General features: G+C 42.5%; 7 protein-coding genes. All 7 read left to right on the top strand.

Annotated elements, in window-relative coordinates:
* Positions 1–126: 126 nt before the first annotated feature.
* The 7 genes from DSM02_RS20495 to DSM02_RS03705 all read left to right on the top strand — a co-directional run bounded on the left by DSM02_RS20495 (position 127) and on the right by DSM02_RS03705 (position 21,414).
* Complete coding sequence (locus DSM02_RS20495; RefSeq protein ID WP_205875077.1) at positions 127–540, top strand: carboxypeptidase-like regulatory domain-containing protein; 414 nt, start codon at positions 127–129, stop codon at positions 538–540.
* On the top strand, positions 503–3,244 hold the full coding sequence (locus tag DSM02_RS03680) for a SusC/RagA family TonB-linked outer membrane protein (RefSeq protein ID WP_205875079.1): 2,742 nt from the start codon (positions 503–505) through the stop codon (positions 3,242–3,244). Before DSM02_RS20495 ends, DSM02_RS03680 begins: the two co-directional genes overlap by 38 nt.
* Positions 3,245–3,255: 11 nt before the next feature.
* Complete coding sequence (locus DSM02_RS03685; protein WP_128764399.1) at positions 3,256–4,743, top strand: RagB/SusD family nutrient uptake outer membrane protein; 1,488 nt, start codon at positions 3,256–3,258, stop codon at positions 4,741–4,743.
* A 293-nt stretch (positions 4,744–5,036) separates the two neighbouring features.
* On the top strand, positions 5,037–8,192 hold the full coding sequence (locus tag DSM02_RS03690) for a SusC/RagA family TonB-linked outer membrane protein (protein ID WP_128764400.1): 3,156 nt from the start codon (positions 5,037–5,039) through the stop codon (positions 8,190–8,192).
* A gap of 23 nt (positions 8,193–8,215) precedes the next feature.
* Positions 8,216–10,318, top strand: a complete 2,103-nt coding sequence (locus DSM02_RS03695; RefSeq protein ID WP_128764401.1) for a RagB/SusD family nutrient uptake outer membrane protein — start codon at positions 8,216–8,218, stop codon at positions 10,316–10,318.
* A gap of 184 nt (positions 10,319–10,502) precedes the next feature.
* A complete protein-coding gene (locus DSM02_RS03700) occupies positions 10,503–11,678 on the top strand; it encodes a GAF domain-containing sensor histidine kinase (protein ID WP_128764402.1) in 1,176 nt (391 codons plus the stop codon).
* A 1,093-nt stretch (positions 11,679–12,771) separates the two neighbouring features.
* A complete protein-coding gene (locus DSM02_RS03705) occupies positions 12,772–21,414 on the top strand; it encodes a SprB repeat-containing protein (protein WP_128764403.1) in 8,643 nt (2,880 codons plus the stop codon).
* The last annotated feature ends 10 nt before the right edge of the window (positions 21,415–21,424 follow it).

A 21,424-nucleotide genomic window follows, 5' to 3' on the forward strand; every position in this document is an offset into this window, starting at 1 on the left:
AGCATTTTAACAAAAACAGGACAGTGCAGCACTGTAAGCACAGGATACTTCAAACGATGTAATTATTTAGCTTTAACAAACAAATAACGATTTTAAAGTTAAAACTCTCAAAATCTTTTCTCAATTATGAAACAAATAAACAAAAACATTTTAGTGTTTCTGGGCTGCTTACTATTGAGTGCAGTGGTCTGGGCACAAGAAAAAACGGTTACAGGTACCGTGACCGATCCTCAGGGAATGCCTTTACCTGGCGTAAACGTACTGGTACAAGGAACCACTTCCGGCACACAAACAGACTTTGATGGAAACTTTCAAATTCAGGCTTCTGAAGGCGCTGTACTTGTTTTTTCATACGTTGGAATGAAATCGATTTCGCAACCGATTACAGGTGCTAATACGTATTCGATAACGATGGAGGAAGACAGTGCGGTACTCGACGAAGTGGTACTTGTAGGGTATGGTACTCAGAAAAAAATCAAGCATCACCACTGCCGTTGCTACAATGGACACAGAAATTTTAAATCAGCGACCTATCAGTAAAGTAGATCAGGCGATGGTGGGACAAATGGCGGGTGTGCGCGTAAAACAAACCAGCGGTGTACCCGGAAAAAGTTTTTCGGTACAAGTACGCGGTACAGGTTCTATTTCTGCAGGAAACCAACCGCTCTATGTTATAGACGGTTTCCCGTTAGAGCCTGCAACCCAAAATGGCAGTGGCGATTTTGGCTCTGGCAACCCATTAGACAACATCAATCCCGGTGATATTGAATCCATTCAGGTTTTAAAAGATGCTGCTGCTGCGTCAATTTACGGTTCTAGAGCCTCTAATGGTGTGGTTTTGATCAAAACCAAATCCGGTAAACTGGGCAAGCCTAAATTGAGTTTCAATACGTATTATGGAATCAATCAAACGGTTAAAAAACTAGATGTTCTCAATGCTGAAGAATGGATTGACCGCGCTTCAGAAATTATAGATTCACGCTGGGTAAGTTCTGGAACAGGACGAACTGCCGATCAAACCAGTGCTGAGCGTCAGGCAATCCTGGGAGGTTTTGATACCAACTTCATCAAGGATGATCGCTGGTTTCAGGAGGGGCACCCCGGTCTGGATTATATAGACTGGCAAGATGAATTCTTCAGAACTGGAGAAGTAAAAAGTTACCAACTTTCTGCACGCGGCGGAAATGAATTTGTAAACTATTTTATTTCTGGAGAACACCTCAATCAGGATGGTATCGCACGGGGCGTGAACTACAAGAGGTATTCTGCTCGTGCTAACATAGAAATCACAGCCAATGAAAAATTGAAATTCGGTATTAATATTGCTCCATCGTATTCGGTAACTCAAGATCCGGGGGTTGAAGGAAAAGACAACCTGATGCACTATGTAGTTTCTGCCACACCGATTTCAGAAAACGGCCTGGACTATAACATAGGGGATAATGCGCCGTATGCCTGGGGTCGTAGCGTACCGAGCCCCATCCGAACTATTGAAAATACAATAGGGGAAAATAAAATATTCAGAACCCTGACTACCCTGTTTGGAGAATATGAAATCAGCGAAGGGCTTCGGATCAAATCATCACTCAACCTGGATAACACAGAAGCAAAGAATAAATATTTTAAACCCTCTTTTGTTGATCGCAACAGACAAGCTTCAGGTTCATTCTCTTCGTATCAAAAACAAAATTTTGTAAACGAAAATACGGTGAATTACGATCTCAACTTTAATGACACACATACCTTATCTTTATTAGGAGGTGCTTCATACAGTATTTTTAAATATGACAATCAGCGAATTCTTGCAGCAGAAGGTTTTGGCTCTGATGATATTACCACAATTAATGCGGCTAACAATATAAGCGCCAGCGGCACCTATACTTTGGAAACTAAAAAGGTATTGATCTCTTATTTTGGGCGTGCACAATACGGCTATCAGGATAAATATTTAGTGACTGCAAGTATTCGTAGAGATGGTTCCTCAAATTTTGGTAGGGATACAAAATGGGGTGTTTTTCCATCAGCTTCCTTAGGATGGAATATAGATAAAGAAAAATTCATTTCAAATGTTGAGTTCATCAGTAATATGAAGCTTAGAGCGAGTTGGGGTCTGGCCGGAAACAACACCTTTAGTGATGATTATGCCAGTATTTCGCGAATAGGTTTCTCTAATTACTCCTATAATGGAAATTTTGCAACCGGTCAAGTGCCCATCAATTCTGCTAATCCTAATTTAAGTTGGGAAGAATCTGAAACGATAAATTTTGGTACAGACATCGGCTTATTTAAAGGAAGGATTTTTACTTCTTTTGATTACTATGTAAAAACCAATAAAGACTTATTATTGAGCGTACCGGTACCTACTGCATCCGGCTTTTCTTCTGCAGTAACCAATATTGGTAAAGTAGAAAACCGCGGTTGGGAATTAGAATTGACTACACGCAACCTGCAAGGGGGTGAATTTACGTGGACAACAAACTTCAACTTGAGTCATAATACCAATGAAGTAAAACAACTAGGACCAGACAACTCACCGATTTTAGGCGGCTCATTTGATATAGAGCACAACATTCTCCAAGTAGGTCAACCGCTGTATAGCCTGTATGTTGTTCAGCAAGATGGAATCCTATCTGCTCAGGATATTGCCAATGGCGCAGCACTTTACGGTAATCAAACCGAAGGCGATCCTAAGTATGTAGATGCAAACGGCGATGGTGTGATTAGTCCGGCAGACCGGGTGCTTTCAGGACACCCCAACCCAGATTATGTTTATGGAATGACCAACACGTTTACCTATAAAGGTTTTGATCTTACTGTACTGTTACAAGGACAATCTGGCGGTAAAATCTATTCTACTTTTGGTAGAGCAATAGACCGAACTGGTCAAGGGTATCAGGATAATCACTTAGGTTTTATAAGAGACCGCTGGAGATCTCCAGAAGACCCCGGTAATGGTATTGAAGGTAAAGCCTACTCTACCTTTGGTAGAATTAAAAATACAGACTGGTTATATTCTTCAGATTACTGGAGAATTAGAAACATCACCTTAGGTTACGATCTGGGGTCTGTGATCAAAACCAATATATTTTCTGGATTGCGAATTTATGTAACAGCAGAAAACTGGTTTGGAGATGATAACTACTATGGGGGCTTCAATCCGGAGGCAGTAAACAGCAATGGTGATGATTATGGAGCATTCCCGCTTTCTAAATCAATTGTAACCGGATTAAACTTCACCTTTTAATAAAAAAACTCATGAAAAAATATATAACCTTAATCTTGCTCTCGGTTCTGGCACTTTCTTGTTCAGAAGATCTTGATCAGACCCCCATCTCAGAGCAGGGCAGCAATAACTTTTACAGAAACACTGCAGACTTTGAATCTGCAGTAACGGGTATCTACAGTACGTTACAAAGTTACCCTGTATACCAGTTTTACCTATCAGAAACACGCTCTGATAATTTATATGCGGTTTCTCCTACCGGGGTTCGAGCTTATGATCCTATTAATGCTTTTGACCGTTCTCTGGCTACAAATACGATTATTGCAGATAACTGGAATACCGATTTTACCGGTATTTTTAGAGCCAACACGGTACTCGACCAGCTTACTTCAGAAGTAGTACCGGATGCTGCTACATTGGACAGGTTGAAGGGTGAAGCAAAATTTTTAAGAGCTTTTTTCTACTTTGATTTGGTAAGAACTTATGGAAAAGTACCGGTATTCAACCGGGTTTATACCCCTACAGAAACCTTAGAGGTACCTCGTGCTCCTGTTGCCGAAGTTTACGACCTCATCTTAGCAGATTTAATCGAAGCTACAACGCTGTTACCCGACTCTTACGGATCTGACTCCCTGGGTAAAGTTACCTCCTGGGCAGCTAAAGCAATATTAGGTCAGGTGTATCTAACCCGTTCCGGGCCTACTTACGGTATTGAAGGGCCAGGCCTGGACAGCGATGAATACAACCTCGCATTGGAGCAATTTAATGACATCATTGAGAACGGCCCTTTTGGCTTTGCTGATGATTATGCACGGATATTTGATTACAATAATGAGCATAATGAAGAGATTGTTTTCAATATCGAATATTTATCTGGCGGAGTGGGTGTAGGTGCAGAATACCCTTCGGTTCCGGTTCCTGATGGATATTTACGGGTGAATTCGGTTGGTTTTTCTAATGGAGAGACCGCCAAGCAAGTTTCTGCAGATTTGATCAATACCTATGAGGAAGAGGATATCAGAGCTGATTTAGACATTCTTCAAGGATATACAGATCAAAACGGAAACTTCAACCCGGTACCTTTTTATACGAAATACCTCAATCTGGATCGCGCAGGGCAGGATCGCTTTGATTGGGGACTGAATTATCCTCTTATACGCTATACCGATATTATTACCATGAAAGCTGAAGCCATCCTTATGGGGGGCACAGGTACGCAGGCCGAAGTTGATGCTGCGGTAAATGCTATCCGGGATCGTGCAGGTCTCACTCCAATAGCCGGCGTTGATCTTACAACCTTATTGCAGGAAAAACGTCTTGAATTTGCCGGGGAGAGCAGAAGATGGTATGACTTGGTTCGTACCGGAACGGTAGTCAATACCATCAATTCGTGGATTGAGATCGAGGACGTTCAGAATAGAATGCAAACCATGGATGAAAATCAAATTTTATTTCCTGTGCCCAGCTCCCAGATCACGGTAAAAGAAAATCTTTATGACCAAAATCCGGGTTATAATTGATGGGCAACTAGCAACACGTTGTAAATTACTGGCTGAGTTGAAGCCGTAGCATAATTAAAAAGTGCCGGATTAAAAGCTATTTATTTTTAAGTATAAAAAGCTGTTCTTTTAAAGAGCAGCTTCTTTTTTTGCTAAACCTAAATCAAGATTCTAAAACGATTTATTGCAAATTCTAAAAAGATACATAAGACTCCGAGCATCACAGTACAGGACACCTCAAACGATGTAATTATATAATTTTAGCCAACAAACAACGATTTTAAAGTTAAAACTCTCAAAATCTTTTCTCTATTATGAAACAAATAAACAAAAACATTTTAGTGTTTCTGGGTTGCTTGCTACTGAGTGCAACGATCTGGGCACAAGAAAAAACGGTTACGGGGACTGTGACCGATCCTCAGGGTATGCCCTTGCCCGGAGTAAACGTACTGGTACAAGGTACCCAGCGTGGAACGCAAACCGACTTTGACGGAAACTTCAGTTTACAGGCTGCAGAAGGTGAAACCTTGCTCTTTTCATTTCTCGGAATGAAATCGATTTCGCAACCCGTTACAAGTACAAACTCCTATTCGATAACGATGGAGGAAGACAGCGCCGAACTCGATGCTGTAGTGGTGGTAGGATATGGTACTCAGAAAAAATCAGATCTTACAGGAGCGGTTTCCTCGGTTAGTTCAGAAGAACTATTAACCCAACCGGTTAGTAACGTTTTTCAAGCGCTGCAAGGTAAAGCAGCGGGGGTAGACATAACCAGTAGTGAAAGACCGGGTACTATAGGTTCTGTAAGGATTCGAGGTAATCGTTCCCTAACTGCGAGTAATGCACCTTTATATGTAGTAGATGGGGTTCCGCTATTGTCTGCCTCTTCTATTGAAACCATTAACCCAAGAGATATTGAGTCTATCGATGTACTTAAAGATGCATCAGCTACCGCTGTGTATGGTTCTCGTGGTGCCAATGGTGTTATTATTGTAACAACCAAAAAAGGGAAAGCAGGTCGTTTTACACTAAATTATTCAGGAACGGTTACTGCATCAGAGATCGTAGATAGAGCTCCTGCTATGAGTGCTGCAGATTTTATACGTTTTCGAAGAACTGCTGCATTCAATCTTGACCCCAATACATACGCGAGTCCTAACGCTCCTACCTTAGAAAATGACACAAATATTTTTGACAGTCCTTTAGATGGCCAAACATCAAGAGATAATGTGCTTCAAGGATGGCAAAATGGTTCATTTGATCCGTCTAGAGTAAGAAATACAGACTGGACAGACTTTGTTACACAAACAGGTATTCTAAGTGAACATACGATTAGTGCAAGTGGAGGTAGCGAAAAAGTGAATGCCTATGGATCTCTAGGGTATGTTAATGATAAAGGAACCCAAAAGGGTCAATTTTACGAGCGATATACGGCTAATTTAAGTGCAAACATTACTCCTGTAGACTGGTTTAAATTTAGCGCAAACTTTAACCTTTCTTGGAGTGAGCAAGATTATGGGTTCTCTACATTAGGTGGTCGTAGTAGCTCTGTTCCTAATGCAATATATGGCGCAGCTAAAAACATTTACAATATGGCTGTCCCTTATGATGCAGATGGAAATCTTGTTATTAACCCAGGAGGAGAAAGCACCATTTATACGATAATGGATGAGTTTAATAAGAGTACCCAACTTTCTCAAACCTTACGTGCTTTAGGGAGCTTGAGCGCTACATTTGATATTGGTGAAATCTACGAACCACTTGAGGGGCTTGAATATTTAATTCGTTTTGGACCCGATTTCAGACATTTTAGAGAAGGGGTTTACATTGACGGAAGCTCATCTCACAGATTAAATTCTGACGGAACTGATGGCACTAACTATGCTCGTTTAAACAACAGACGGGACTTTTCTTGGACCCTTGATAATCAGATCAATTACAATACCACATTTGCTGAAAAACACAATCTAGGGGTTACATTATTACAAACAGCTTCTTCGTGGAATATTGAAAGTTCTGGAATGTCTGCAAACAACATCCCTAAACCTTCGATGCTCTGGAATAACTTTGGTGCGGTAGATATTTCTAATTCTGAAAATAATGTAAGTATCGGCTCTAATTTAAATGAGAGACAACTCAGTTCATACCTCGTTCGAATGAATTATGGTTTTGATGATAAATACCTCTTAACGCTCTCCGGTCGTTGGGATGGAGCTTCTCAGTTAGGTGATGGAAATAAATGGGATTTTTTCTCTTCTGCAGCACTAGCGTGGAGACTTGACCAGGAAGATTTTCTTGCAAATGCGGATTGGATAAACAATTTAAAGCTTCGCGTAGGATACGGTACTACCGGTAACTCTGCTGTAGCTCCCTATGCAACAAAAGGAGATATCATCTCTATATTCCTACCGTTTAACGGATTGTCAAATCAGATAGGATATACAACCAACGAACCCTACTACTCCGGATCACAACTTTCTTTGGCAAATCCAAATCTGGGTTGGGAAAAAACGACACAGTATAATGTTGGTGTTGATTTTGGGATTTTCAACAACAGAATATCAGGTAGTCTTAACGTGTATAAATCGTATACTTCAGACTTATTGATGTCTGTAAACATTCCTACACTCACAGGATTCCCTTCTACAATTGCAAACATTGGTAAAACCAATAACAAAGGTTTTGAAGCTTCTCTGAATTTTGTTCCTGTTTCTTCTCCAAAAGGCTTTGTTTGGGAATCAGACCTCAATGTAGCCTGGCAGAAAGATGAGATAGAAGAGCTTGCTTACGGAGAAAATGATATGGTAGATAACAACTGGTTTATCGGAAAGTCTATAGGTGTCATTTTTGGTTATGATAATGAAGGTATGTGGCAAGACACTCCAGAAGACCAGGCTGAAATGGCATTATGGAACGAGAATGGATATGACTTCACTCCTGGTAACGTAAGACCTACAGATCAAAATGGTGATTACATCATGAATGGTGATGATCGTGTTGTTTTAGGAAATACCACTCCTAGATGGACACTCGGTTGGAACAACGCTATCAGTTACAAAGGTTTTGAATTGAGTACGCTTATTATATCTCGTCTGGGCTATACAGCAAATATTGGAGGAGAGGCGATGACCGCAAGATCCAATCAACGGGAAGTGGATTACTGGACTCCTGAAAACACAGATGCTGAATTTCAAAAACCTATTTTAGGTCAGGCCACCTCAGGATCTCAGGATGAATTTTCTGGTTTGCTGGGCATTCGTGATGCAGGATTTATAAAAATCCGGAACATTTCATTAGGCTATAATTTTACTGCTGAGCAAAGTGAAAAATTAGGATTGAACAACTTAAGGTTTTATGTACAAGCCGTAAACCCTGGAAGTATATATCAAGGAGCTGCATGGTATGATTTTGATACCAACTCCACGATTTTCAACAGAAGTTTTGCTGTAGGATTAGACATTGGACTATAAAAAGAATTTTAAAAAGAAAAAAAATGAAACTAAATATATTTACTAAACGTTTTACAATTCTTTGCTGCTCAATCCTTGCGATGACGGCTATGTCTTGTAAAGATGATTTTCTTGATGAAGATCTCACAAACCAGTATTCAACAGACTATTTTTTAACGCCTCAAGGTCTTGAAGACCTTACCGTTTCTTTATACGGTAATATAAGATGGCACTTTGGTTATGAGTGGGCTTATGGTATTACGCTTTACGGAACAGACGAATTTACCAATGCCAATGACCTCACCAATGAGATGTGGAACACCTATGACAACCGTTTAGGACCGGTGGGTGCTACTACAGAAACCGGGGCAGCGAATAAAAACGCCACCTCCCCTGCTGCGTTATGGGATCAGATGTATTACGGAATCTCGTCAGCAAACATCATTATAGCCAATGCTGAAATCATAGAAGATGAAGCTGTGAGGAATCGCTGCCTGGCTCATGCTTATTTCTTAAGAGGATATAATTATTACAGACTGGTTGCTCAATATGGAGGAGTGGTACTTCAGCTAGAACCTGCAGAAGGTGTGGTTAGAAATTTTGAACGGGCTACCGAAGAAGAATCTTGGGAGCAGGTGATCTCAGATTTCCGAAATGCGTATGAGCATTTTGAGGGAGAAATATACACCTATGGTAAAGGGGTTACCTGGACTAAAGCTACTGCGGCACACTTTCTAGCAAAAGCCTTGCTCTTTAGAGCCTCAGAACGCAACGATGCTTGGAACTCAGGTTATATTGATTCAGATCTTAATGAAGCGATTGATGCAGCAAGTTATGCAATTGATGCTCGTGGCCCATTAACTGATAATTACAGAGACTTATATGCTACCTGGTCTGGTATAGATAGCGAGACCGAACAACTTGATGAAATTTTAATGGCCGCACCACACAATGCTGATGAGTCTACTAAAGGTCGTTTTGGAAACAGAACCTACAACTACTTTACACCTCAATTTTCTAATTTTTCAGGGGGTTGGGTACGTCGTGGCGTTTGGATCGGGGGAATGGATTTCCAACGGTTAAGACCTACAGAATATACCTATGCCGTTTTTGATCACGTGAATGATTCGAGAATGTGGAAAACCTTTAAAACGGTATACGGGGTGAACAATGTTTTAGATGAAAATGTTGACGTAGAACTTGGAGATCCGGGAATTGTTATGATCTTAAATACTAAAGATGATGACACTTATGACAACTTCAAGTTTGGAGCTAACATTCAACAACCAGATTGGAGAGATGTCGACGGTCGCCTACCGGAATGGAAATTAGGAATGCGACAAACAGAAACTTCTGGATCATTAACCAGTACTCCGGGACAATTTGTTCCCAACTCCTTAGTGCTGTATCAAAATGGAGAATACGTTTCCCCGAACTTCAAGAGCACGCCCATCTCTAATTTCTTTGCAGGTATTAACAAAACAGATGATGGGTCTCGTTTTGCTGAAAAAGGAGATGCACACCGCGATGTGACTATGGCACGTCTAGCTGAAACCTATCTGGTAAGAGCCGAATGCTATGCGCGTTTGCAACAATATGGTAATGCGATGAATGACATCAATACCGTACGCGCAAGAGCTGCCTGGAAATCTGGTGAAAACAGATCATACTATGTAGATGGGTCTGTTGCATTTGAAAACAACAGTTTGAATACCGGTTCTGCAGCTCAAAACTACATAAACTCTAATTTGAATATCAATACCTATTATTTATCCAATCCGGATATTGATGTAACGACCGAGGCTTCCGATTTAAGTTTAACCTCATTCCCTGACAATTTACCAGATGAAGATGAGGCTGTTTTAAATGCTCTAGGTGTTTCAGGCACTTACGACCGCGCTTTGCATTTTATTCTTAACGAACGTACCCGTGAACTGCTCGGTGAGTGGCAACGTTGGGAAACGCTTTCTAGAACAGGAACCCTTATACAACGCGCAAGAGCTTTCAATAAAGAAGCTACAAATATTACCGAAAACAAACATGAATTGCGTCCTATACCGCAATCTTTTATTGATGGACTGCTCAATGAAGATGGATCTAACTTATCTGCTGAGATGAAAGCAGATTGGCAAAATCCCGGATATTAATACGGTACACTAATGCAAGTCTTATTAAACAGCCAACCTCTTAAAAAGGTTGGCTGTTTTTTTATATGCACCCGTTATCCCTGGCCTCAGATACCCCGATGTTGTTAAGGAAGTATTAACCCATTCAAAACATACGTTCTAGCCTAAAAAAAATGATACTTTTGCCCTCCCTAAATCGTTCAATTTGAATACACAAGATTTTAAGCGTGCTAAAGTATTAGCGGATCTTGATCTGGATTATCAAGAACTCAAAAGTGATTTTCAGGATTTAAGCATATTAGCTGCTAAAGTAGCCGGTACTGAGCTTTCTGAAGTAAATTTCATCGATAATTATACCCAATGGACGGTTGCCGGGTCGGCAGGCGAATTCAGTCAAAAACCCCGGGAAGCCTCTATTTGTAATATTACTATAACCGAAGATCATCAATTTGAATCACGGGTAGATCTGGATCTCAGATTTAAAGACTCCAGCTATGTTCAAAAAGAAGGCTATAAATACTATTATGGTATTCCCCTTAAACTTAATGATGAAATAGCCATAGGAACACTCTGTATTGGGGGAAAAACCATTGAAGACTTAAGTGAAAATCAGGTTGAGCAATTGCATTTGATCGCCAAACAAATCGAGAGCCAAATCCTTTTAAAACAAAAGCTACGCCTTGCACAAAAACAAGCTTTAGAAGAGCGGAAATTAAAAAGACGTTTAGCTCACGATGTTAGGAGTCCGTTAAGTGGTATTGCTCAACTCATTGAACTTACCGATCACTCCAAAGAACATCATGAAGAACTTATAGACATCCTAAATCTCATTGCCTCCAGTACCACTAGCGTGTTACAGCTTGTTGAGGATATATTAAGTGTTGACACAAATAAGTCTCCTTCAAATTTCGAAAGTGACTCTTTTTTCACATTAGAAAGTCTTACCCAAAAGCTGATAGATCTTTACAGTCCGCAGGCGCAGGCTAAAGACATTGAATTGAATTATGAATTTCAGCCCAATGCCTTAAAATTTTCGAGAAACAACTTACTTCCGATGATCGGTAATTTGATTTCTAATTCCATTAAGTTCACAGAAACCGGAGGTCAAATAGACTTAAAATTAGAAATTGAACATACGCAAAACACTAACAATTTAAATGTACTAGTCTCTGATACGGGTATTGGTATGTCTGCACAACAAGTAGATGACATTATCCATAAACAAGTAACACAACGAACGGGTACATCTGGAGAAAAAGGCTACGGTATAGGTTTGGTATTTGTCAAGCAACTCTGCGAGGAATTAGCAGGTAATTTTACTGTTGAGTCTAAACCTGAGGAAGGGACCCGAGTTAAATTAAATATTCCTTTAAAACAGTAAATTACTTCGGGACAAGCATTTCTGTCGACAAAGGCAGGCGCATGAAGCATTAAACGGAACCAGACCTTATTAGAACCAGACCCGTCTCAGCATGCAAGTCTCGATTATTCCGTAAACTGAATGTCATTTCGAGAGGTCACCCTGAGTTTGAAGAGGATTCAGTCAGGAATTCACACTTTAAATTCGCAATTAAAAGTTGCAGGTGGCAGTATATTAAATTCAATACCGGCACAGTATATAACCATCTTTCCTAATCGCCCTCATCCCCGCCCTGCTCCCTTGACTCCTTTCCTAAGGGCGGAGCCGGAGTTGGATTGAGAATCAGTTGAAAACACTACAATCCCTATACTTTAAGGGGTAAATGAATTTCCTGCTCTCGGTTCAGAATAACTGCAGGAAGCTCAACAAATAAACAACAGCGAGCTAAAAATTAAACTTAAAACTTCTAGTCATCCTCCTATACCCTTGTTTTGATACGGCAAAGCATGTCTTTGAGCGAGTTGATGCAGCTGGAAACCTAAAATTCACACTTCGAAGACCTTAGAGTACCGCATAAATAGAACGGAGAACGGAGCTGCTTACTTGTTAATTGTTTAAAATTCGTTTATGCCCTTCAATTCCATCCAGATTTGAACTCATAAAACTGCTGACTGAGACTGCAAACTGATTTCTGGTTTTGTATATCCATGTCGCACTTTACACTTCCTTCCTCCCGCTTGAGAAAGCGCATTAAAAAAAGTTTTCGCAGCAAAATTCAAGCATTCAACTACTAAAATTTAAAATTTGTAAGTAAATAATTGCTACTATCGTAAGAAAAACAATACAACCTCTTAAATATCAGGTATACTTAATAAAAAAAACGATATAAAACATAATTTATTCTAAATAATATCATAATATTTGTTTAAATATAATACGTATAAGACCCTTTAAATAAGTAACCTATGCAAACAACACTACCTTTAAAATGTTTTTCTTTCGCATTTAAAAAATCCCAAAGTTAACTCCCCATTTATTGCTATTCTCCTATCCCTGCATATAAGCAGGGTATACTGCTATGGATGATTGACAGACTCACTAACATTTAAAATTCATGAAACAAAAACTACTTTTTTTAATGCTTGTTCTAATTGGCCTAGTTACCAATCAGAGATTAAAAGCACAAACGCTCACTGCCGGCGATATCGCCTTTGTAGGCTATCATACCGACGTAGATGATGGGTTTACGTTTATAACCTTAAAAGACATACCGGCAGGTGAAGTTATTTATTTCACAGATAAAGGTTGGAACGCAACAGATGCTACGTGGTATGCAAATGACGAAGATCATATTGTATGGACTGCACCCGGCGGAGGCCTCTCTATAGGGACAGTAGTCTCAATTATAGAGACATCCCCTGATACCTTTACCGTTTCTCAGGGAACAGCAGTTCTATCAGGGTCAGATACTGCCTTTAGTCTGCTTGGAGGAGACAGTATATTGGCTTATCAATCCTCATCTGGTGCCGAACCGGCAAATCCAACTTTTATTGCCGGAATATACGGAGATGATAACTATGTACACACTCTTGGGTGTGATGATGCCGGTGGTTGGCATGCTTGTGCTACTTGTACTCATATTAGTGGACCCTGTACTACAACAAGTACAAGTACTACGAGCATACCTGCTGGTTTAATAAATGGAGAAAATGCTCTGGCTTTATTCCCTACCTCAGGAGAAAAGGATAATGCTAAGTATACAGGAACACTTACAGGAAGTGTTTCAACTGTAAGAGCAGCAATAAATGACCATACAAACTGGAATAGTAGTGATGACCCTATTAATATAGCTTCTACTGAATATTCTGGTATTAATATTACCCCAGATGCAACATCTTGCGCTCCTGCTGTGGGAATAACTGATTTTACAGGCTTATACACTACATTCACATCATTGGCTACAGGAACCGGTACTGCTACTGCAACGGTAGAATGTTTTGATTTTACTTCTGAAACGGTCAACCCCAGTCATTCTGCAAGAGTAGGTGGCACCTCAGTTAACGGAAATCAACTGCTCATTATACAAGGTACAGGGACTAATGCGAATCTTGCAAGAGCAATTATAAAATCAAGTGATAATAGTGAGTTCTCGTTTAAGTCCATAAAAGTTCAGCCTTTTGGTTCTTTTACAGACTTCGATATAACGTATACGGGTTATAAAGATGATGCTCTGGTTTCTGGTGCAAGCTTTACCCGTAACAACTTGGTTAGCGGAACGATGTATACTGATACGTTTGCTTCTATTCCGGGATTTTCAAATGTGGATGAGATTAGAATAGAGTTTACGGTCACGGGAACTACCTACCAAAATTTCCGGATTGATGATGTTGAAATTGGTTCGGCAGTTTCTGTTTCTGTTCCCGATGTATCCACTTCTGCAGTATCTTCAATAACCTCTTCAGGAGCCACTTTTAGTGGTGAAGTTAGCGCAGACGGAGGAGCAGCAGTTACCGATCGCGGCTTTGTGTATGCTACCACCGCCAATCCGACCACCTCAGATACGAAAGTACAAGATGGTTCGGGAACCGGAACTTTTTCAGAAGCAATCACAGGCCTATCGGCTTCCACTACGTATTATGTACGGGCTTATGCAATTAACAGTACAGGTACGAGCTATGGTAATGAGGTAAGCTTTAACACATTTTCCGCTTTTCAACTTCCTACGCCAACCGTTTCGTTTGACTCCCCATCAGCATTTACCTCTAATTTTAGTACTGCTCAATCAGGCGGACTGGCTTCATATGCGCCTTCCGGAGGTATTAACAATACCGGAACGTTTAATACGGGAGCGATTACCTCAGCTCAGATCTGGACGTTTCACCAACCCTTTTCCCCTACTCTTAATAATTGGAGGATTGGGGCCTTTATGGAAGGAATCTACATAACCGCAATAGGAGTAACTACTAAAAAGGATGCTCAACAAGATAGCGGGCGTCCTACGAATGATGCGATTACCGCGTACAGGCCGCACATCGCTTTGGGAGGAGGTGATACCGACGGTGGAAGTATAGGCATATATAATACCGCAAATCTCACAACCTTGCAAACCGGAGTCAATTTTAACTCCTCATGGAAATATTGGGATATGGAGGTGACCTACTTAGGATCGTCTCAATATAGCGTTACCGCAAGAATTTTTAGTGCAAATTCTAATGGTACCTTAGCTTCAACTACTCCTCTTGTAGAGCAGACCACGACAGTAACCAATGTAGAACTGGCAAGCGCTGCTGAGGCTTATATATTTATCGGACTGGCATCTGTGGATGTTACTTCAATTGATGATTTCTATACCTCAACGTATATACCACCCACCACTTCGTTACCCACTTTAAGTACCGCTTCAGTATCTGATGTCACCACCACAGGAGCCACTTTTAGTGGTGAAGTTACCACTGATGGCGGCGCAGCAGTTACCGATCGCGGCTTTGTATATGCTACCACCGCCAATCCCACAACCTCAGATACGAAAGTACAGGACGGTTCAGGAGCTGGAGCCTTTGCAGAACCCATCACAGGCCTATCGGCTTCCACTACGTATTATGTACGGGCTTATGCAATTAACAGTACAGGTACGAGCTATGGTAATGAGGTGAGTTTTACTACAAATAGTCCTAACACGCCTCCTACAGCTACTTCCGTAACTTTTTCGGGCACCTTACAAGTAGGACAAACGCTTACCGGAAACTATACCTATAGCGACAGCGATAGTGATTCAGAATCAGGTTCTACCTATACATGGTACCGGGCTGATGATGCTTCGGGAAGCAACAAAACGGCTATTAGCGGGGGCACAAACCAAACCTATACCTTGGTCACTGCTGATGAGGGCAAATACATCAGTTTTGAAGTAACACCTAGTGACGGTACCGATGCCGGTACGGCTTCGCAAAGTAGTCCACAAGGGCCGGTAAACCCTCAACAGTTAAGTTCCCAAACCGTTTTTGATTGGGAAACCGCAACTGATAATGGTACTAGTATCACCCAAACAGTTAATGGCATAACTGCTACGGTTACTAATGCATCAACAAACATTGATCTAGTGTATGGTGAAGGTTTTGCTGGATCTTCAGGTGTTGTCATTTATAATCCCAGTCCAAATCAAGATTCATCAATAACGGTGTCTTTTAGCCAAGCTGTAGACTTAAAGAGTATATTTGCGCTTGATGCTGATGCCTCTGTTGGATCTACATGGACTTTTACACCAAATGGAGGAAGTAATTCTCCTGTTTCAGAACCCATTCCTGCAAACTTAGGAAAAACAGTCGATTTAAATTGGACTAACATCAACTCTGTAACGATCACTAGTTCTCAAGGAAATGAATCTTTTGCACTGGATAATGTTACACTTGCATTACCTTGTACCTCCCCAGATGTACCCACAGTAACTGCTACATCTACAACAGTATGTGATGGAAATGTTGCCACCTTAAATATTTCTGGAGATTTAAACGATGCAACAAAATGGTTCATTTATTCAGGGTCTTGCGGCGGCACTTCTTTAGGTTCAACTAATGGATCTACGTTTACGGTGAGTCCTAATGCTCCTAGTACAACCTACTATATAAGAGGAGAGGGTGGTTGTGTTACCCCGGGTACTTGTGGTTCAATAACGATTAATGTTTTGCCACAAGAAGATCCAAGTTTCTCGTATGCAGCAGCTGCATATTGCGTTAATAGCTCCGATCCTACACCGACCATTTCAGGAGTCACTGGAGGAACGTTTTCGAGCTCTACTGGTTTATCAATTAATGCTTCTACCGGAGCTGTAGATCTTTCTGCCTCTACCCCAGGAACCTATACCGTCACGTATACCACACCAGGAACGTGTTCCGATTATTCCAATGTATCTTTGACCATCAACGCGCTGGACAATGCTTCGTTTAGCTATGCGGCTGCTGCATATTGCGTTAATAGCTCCGATCCTACACCAACCGTTTCAGGAGTTTCCGGAGGAACGTTTTCGAGCACTACTGGTTTATCAATTAATGCTTCGACCGGAGCTGTAGATCTTTCTGCATCTACTCCGGGTACCTATACCGTCACGTATACCACATCAGGAACGTGTTCCAATTCTTCCAATGTATCTTTGACCATCAACGCGCTGGACGATGCTTCGTTTAGCTATGCGGCTGCTGCATATTGCGCTGATGATTCAGATCCTACACCGACAATTACTGGAGCTACAGGAGGAACGTTTTCAAGCACTACTGGTTTATCAATTAATACTTCGACCGGAGCTGTAGATCTTTCTGCGTCTACCCCAGGTACCTATACCGTGACCTATACCACATCAGGAACGTGTTCCAATTCCTCTAATGCAAGTATTAAGGTTGCTAACTTAAGTGTATCTGCGAAAGTGGATGCCAACGTAAGCTGTAATGGCGGAGGGAACGGAAACATTACCATTGAACTTACCGGGGGAACATCCCCCTTTGAATATGTCATTAACGGTACTACGTACAGTAACTTTCCTGATCCAACACTCGCCATTTCAGGACTACAGGCAGGCACTTACCCAATCAATGTAACCGATGCCAATGGATGTACCGCTACTACTTCGGTAACCATTACAGAACCCGTGGCACTAACAGCATCCGCCACAGTAGATGCCAATGTAAGCTGTAACGGAGGGAATGATGGAACTGCTACGGCAAGTGGAACAGGAGGAACTGCATCCTACACCTATTTATGGGATGCCAATGCGGGAAATCAGACCACGGCAACCGCAACAGGGCTTGCAGCAGGAACCTATACCGTAACCATTACCGATGCTAACGGATGTACCGATACGGCTTCGGCGACTGTTACAGAACCGGTAACACTAACAGCATCCGCCACAGTGGATGCCAATGTAAGCTGTAACGCAGGGAATGATGGAACTGCTACAGCAAGTGGAACAGGAGGAACTGCATCCTACACCTATTTATGGGATGTCAATGCGGGAAATCAGACCACGGCAACCGCAACAGGGCTTGCAGCAGGAACCTACACCGTAACCATTACCGATGCTAACGGATGTACCGATACGGCTTCGGTAACCATTACAGAACCTATGACACTAACAGCATCCGCCACAGTAGATGCCAATGTAAGCTGTAACGGAGGGAATGATGGAACTGCTACGGCAAGTGGTTCAGGAGGAACTGCATCCTACACCTATTTATGGGCTGCCAATGCGGGAAATCAGACCACGGCAACCGCAACAGGGCTTCCAGCAGGAACCTACACCGTAACCATTACCGACGCTAACGGATGTACCGATACGGCTTCGGCGACTATTACAGAACCGGTAACACTAACAGCATCTGCAACAGTAGATGCCAACGTAAGCTGTAATGGCGGAGGGAACGGAAACATTACCATTGAACTTACCGGGGGAACATCCCCTTTTGAATATGTAATTAACGGTACTACGTACAGTGGTTTTCCTGATCCAACACTTGCCATTTCAGGACTACAGGCAGGCACTTACCCCATCAATGTAACCGATGCCAATGGATGTACCGCTACTACTTCGGTAACCATTACAGAACCCGTGGCACTAACAGCATCCGTCACAGTAGATGCTAATGTAAGCTGTAACGGAGGGAATGATGGAACTGCTACAGCAAGTGGAACAGGAGGAACTGCAGTCTACACCTATCTATGGAATGACACTGATGCGCAGACCACGGCAACCGCGACAGGGCTTCCAGCAGGAACTTACACAGTAACCATTACCGATGCTAACGGATGTACCGATACGGCTTCGGCGACTATTACAGAACCGGTAACACTAACAGCATCCGCCACAGTGGATGCCAATGTAAGCTGTAACGCAGGGGAAAACGGACAGGCTACGGTATCTGCAGTGGGAGGAACAGCCCCCTATACCTACCTATGGGATGACACCGATGCGCAGACAACCGCAACCGCGACAGGACTTCCGGCAGGAACCTATACTGTAACCATAACCGATGCTAACGGATGTACCGATACGGCTTCGGTAACCATTACAGAACCCGTGGCACTAACAGCATCCGCCACAGTAGATGCCAATGTAAGCTGTAACGGAGGGAATGATGGAACTGCTACGGCAAGTGGTTCAGGAGGAACTGCATCCTACACCTATTTATGGGATGCCAATGCGGGAAATCAGACCACGGCAACCGCGACAGGGCTTGCAGCAGGTACCTATACCGTAACCATTACCGATGCTAACGGATGTACCGATACGGCTTCCGCGACTATTACAGAACCGGTAACACTCACTGCATCCGCCACAGTAGATGCCAATGTAAGCTGTAATGGCGGAGGGAACGGAAACATTACCATTGAACTTACCGGGGGAACATCCCCCTTTGAATATGTCATTAACGGTACTACGTACAGTAATTTTCCTGATCCAACACTTGCCATTTCAGCACTACAGGCAGGCACTTACCCCATCAATGTAACCGATGCCAATGGGTGTACCGCTACTACTTCGGTAACCATTACAGAACCCGTGGCACTAACAGCATCCGTCACAGTAGATGCTAATGTAAGCTGTAACGGAGGGAATGATGGAACTGCTACGGCAAGTGGAACAGGAGGAACTGCAGTCTACACCTATCTATGGGATGCCAATGCGGGAAATCAGACCACGGCAACCGCGACAGGGCTTCCAGCAGGAACTTACACAGTAACCATTACCGACGCTAATGGATGTACCGATACGGCTTCGGCAACTATTACAGAACCCGTGACACTCACTGCATCCGCCACAGTGGATGCCAATGTAAGCTGTAATGCAGGGGAAAACGGACAGGCTACGGTATCTGCAGTGGGAGGAACAGCCCCCTATACCTACCTATGGGATGACACCGATGCGCAGACAACCGCAACGGCTACAGGGCTTCCGGCAGGAACCTATACTGTAACCATAACCGATGCTAACGGATGTACCGATACGGCTTCGGCGACTATTACAGAACCCGTGACACTCACTGCATCCGCCACAGTGGATGCCAATGTAAGCTGTAACGGAGGGAATGATGGAACTGCTACCCTAAACTTAACCGGAGGTACGGCGCCATTTGACTATACTCTTAATGGAATTACCTACGAAGATGTACCCGATCCTACATTTACCTTTAACAACATACCAGCAGGTAACCATACCGTATTTATAGCTGATGCCAATGGCTGTACTACTACGGCTTCGGTTGTCATTGAGATTATAGATAACACGGCTCCTTTGGCATTAGCCAAAGACATTGCAGTAACACTTGACGCAAATGGTCAGGCTTCAATCACCGCAAGCGACTTGGACGATGGCTCATCTGATAACTGTGGTGTCGCGTCATTAGTCATTGACCAAACACAATTCTCGTGTGCAACTTTAGGTGAAAATACGGTAACACTTACAGTAACTGATACCAATGGTAATGTAAGTACGGCTACATCAGTGGTAACGGTAAGTGGATGTACACAACAGGGGATCACCCTTGAAGATAAAACCTTCACGTACGACGGCACCGCTCATGTGCTTGCGGTAACTAATCTGCCCGCAGATGCAACGGTGAGTTATACCAATAACGGGAAAATCGATACCGGTATTTATACGGTGGAGGCTGTAGTAACGAGACCCTATCATCTTGACCTGATGTTATCGGGTACACTTACCATTAAAAAAGCAGCTCAAAGCATCACTTTTGCAGCTATTCCTGCAAAACAATTAGAAGCTGATGTCGCTTTTCAGCTAGAAGCTCAGGCAGATTCTGGACTTCCGGTAAGCTATACCTACAGCTACAGCAGTACAGAAGCGCCGGCAGCGGTATCGGAGAGTGGATATGTAACCCTATACAGCTCGGGAGAAGTACAGATCACTGCTATGCAGGAAGGAAATGCCAATTATGAAGCTGCAGCTCCGGTAACCCGTACCCTTAGCATTACCAGTGAAGATGCTTTTGTGTACAAGGTGATCATCAACGGGCAGGAATACGATAATCCAGAGCAGGAGATCTATTACCTGATTGATTGTAACGACGGAACAACCAGCGTTCCTGTTGTGATAGATACCGAAGCCAATGCCTTGGTTAGTCCGGCACGGGAATTTGCTGTCAATACCCCCACCCCGGGAATCTATCGTCAGGATGTACAGGTAACTTCTCAGGACGGTTCTTCACAAGAAACCTATCGTATTGTAGTAGAAAAACGCTTCAATTTTGAGGACATCATCATACAGAAATTCAACAACGTCCTTTTGGTTAACAACAACCCGGAAACCAATGGAGGCTATGAGTTTACGACCTTTGAATGGTACAAGAACGGGAAGTTAGTAGGAACAGGACCGTATTACTCAGCAGGAGATAATGCCAATGATATGCTGGATCCCAATGCGGAGTATAGGGCCAAAATGACCACGGCCGATGGAACCGTACTACAAACCTGTAACACCACCTTAAAAACCCGAAGCGCTTATGGGATCGTACTGGTTCCAAACCCGGTGCCGGCAGGAAGTCAGCTTACCCTAACCGCCAACTTCCCTAAGGAAGAGCTTAAGGATATGGAGATTATGATATTTAGCACAAATGGAGTGCTTTTAAAGCAAACCCGGGTAAGTGGTGCTACAAATCGTATAGACCTGCCCTTTAGTATTGCGTCTGGCGCGTACATCTTTACATGTACCACCACTAAAGGCCGTCGCGAATCGGTAAGCTTTCTTGTTAAATAACCAGTTCATC

Origin of the sequence: Leeuwenhoekiella polynyae (assembly GCF_004104075.1) — a bacterium.
GTDB classification, from domain to species: Bacteria; Bacteroidota; Bacteroidia; order Flavobacteriales; family Flavobacteriaceae; genus Leeuwenhoekiella; species Leeuwenhoekiella polynyae.

Coding starts and splice junctions, on each gene's coding strand:
- DSM02_RS03690 (WP_128764400.1), top strand. CDS start 5,037: ATGAAACAAATAAACAAAAACATTTTAGTGTTTCTGGGTTGCTTGCTA.
- DSM02_RS20495 (WP_205875077.1), top strand. CDS start 127: ATGAAACAAATAAACAAAAACATTTTAGTGTTTCTGGGCTGCTTACTA.
- DSM02_RS03685 (WP_128764399.1), top strand. CDS start 3,256: ATGAAAAAATATATAACCTTAATCTTGCTCTCGGTTCTGGCACTTTCT.
- DSM02_RS03705 (WP_128764403.1), top strand. CDS start 12,772: ATGAAACAAAAACTACTTTTTTTAATGCTTGTTCTAATTGGCCTAGTT.
- DSM02_RS03680 (WP_205875079.1), top strand. CDS start 503: ATGGACACAGAAATTTTAAATCAGCGACCTATCAGTAAAGTAGATCAG.
- DSM02_RS03695 (WP_128764401.1), top strand. CDS start 8,216: ATGAAACTAAATATATTTACTAAACGTTTTACAATTCTTTGCTGCTCA.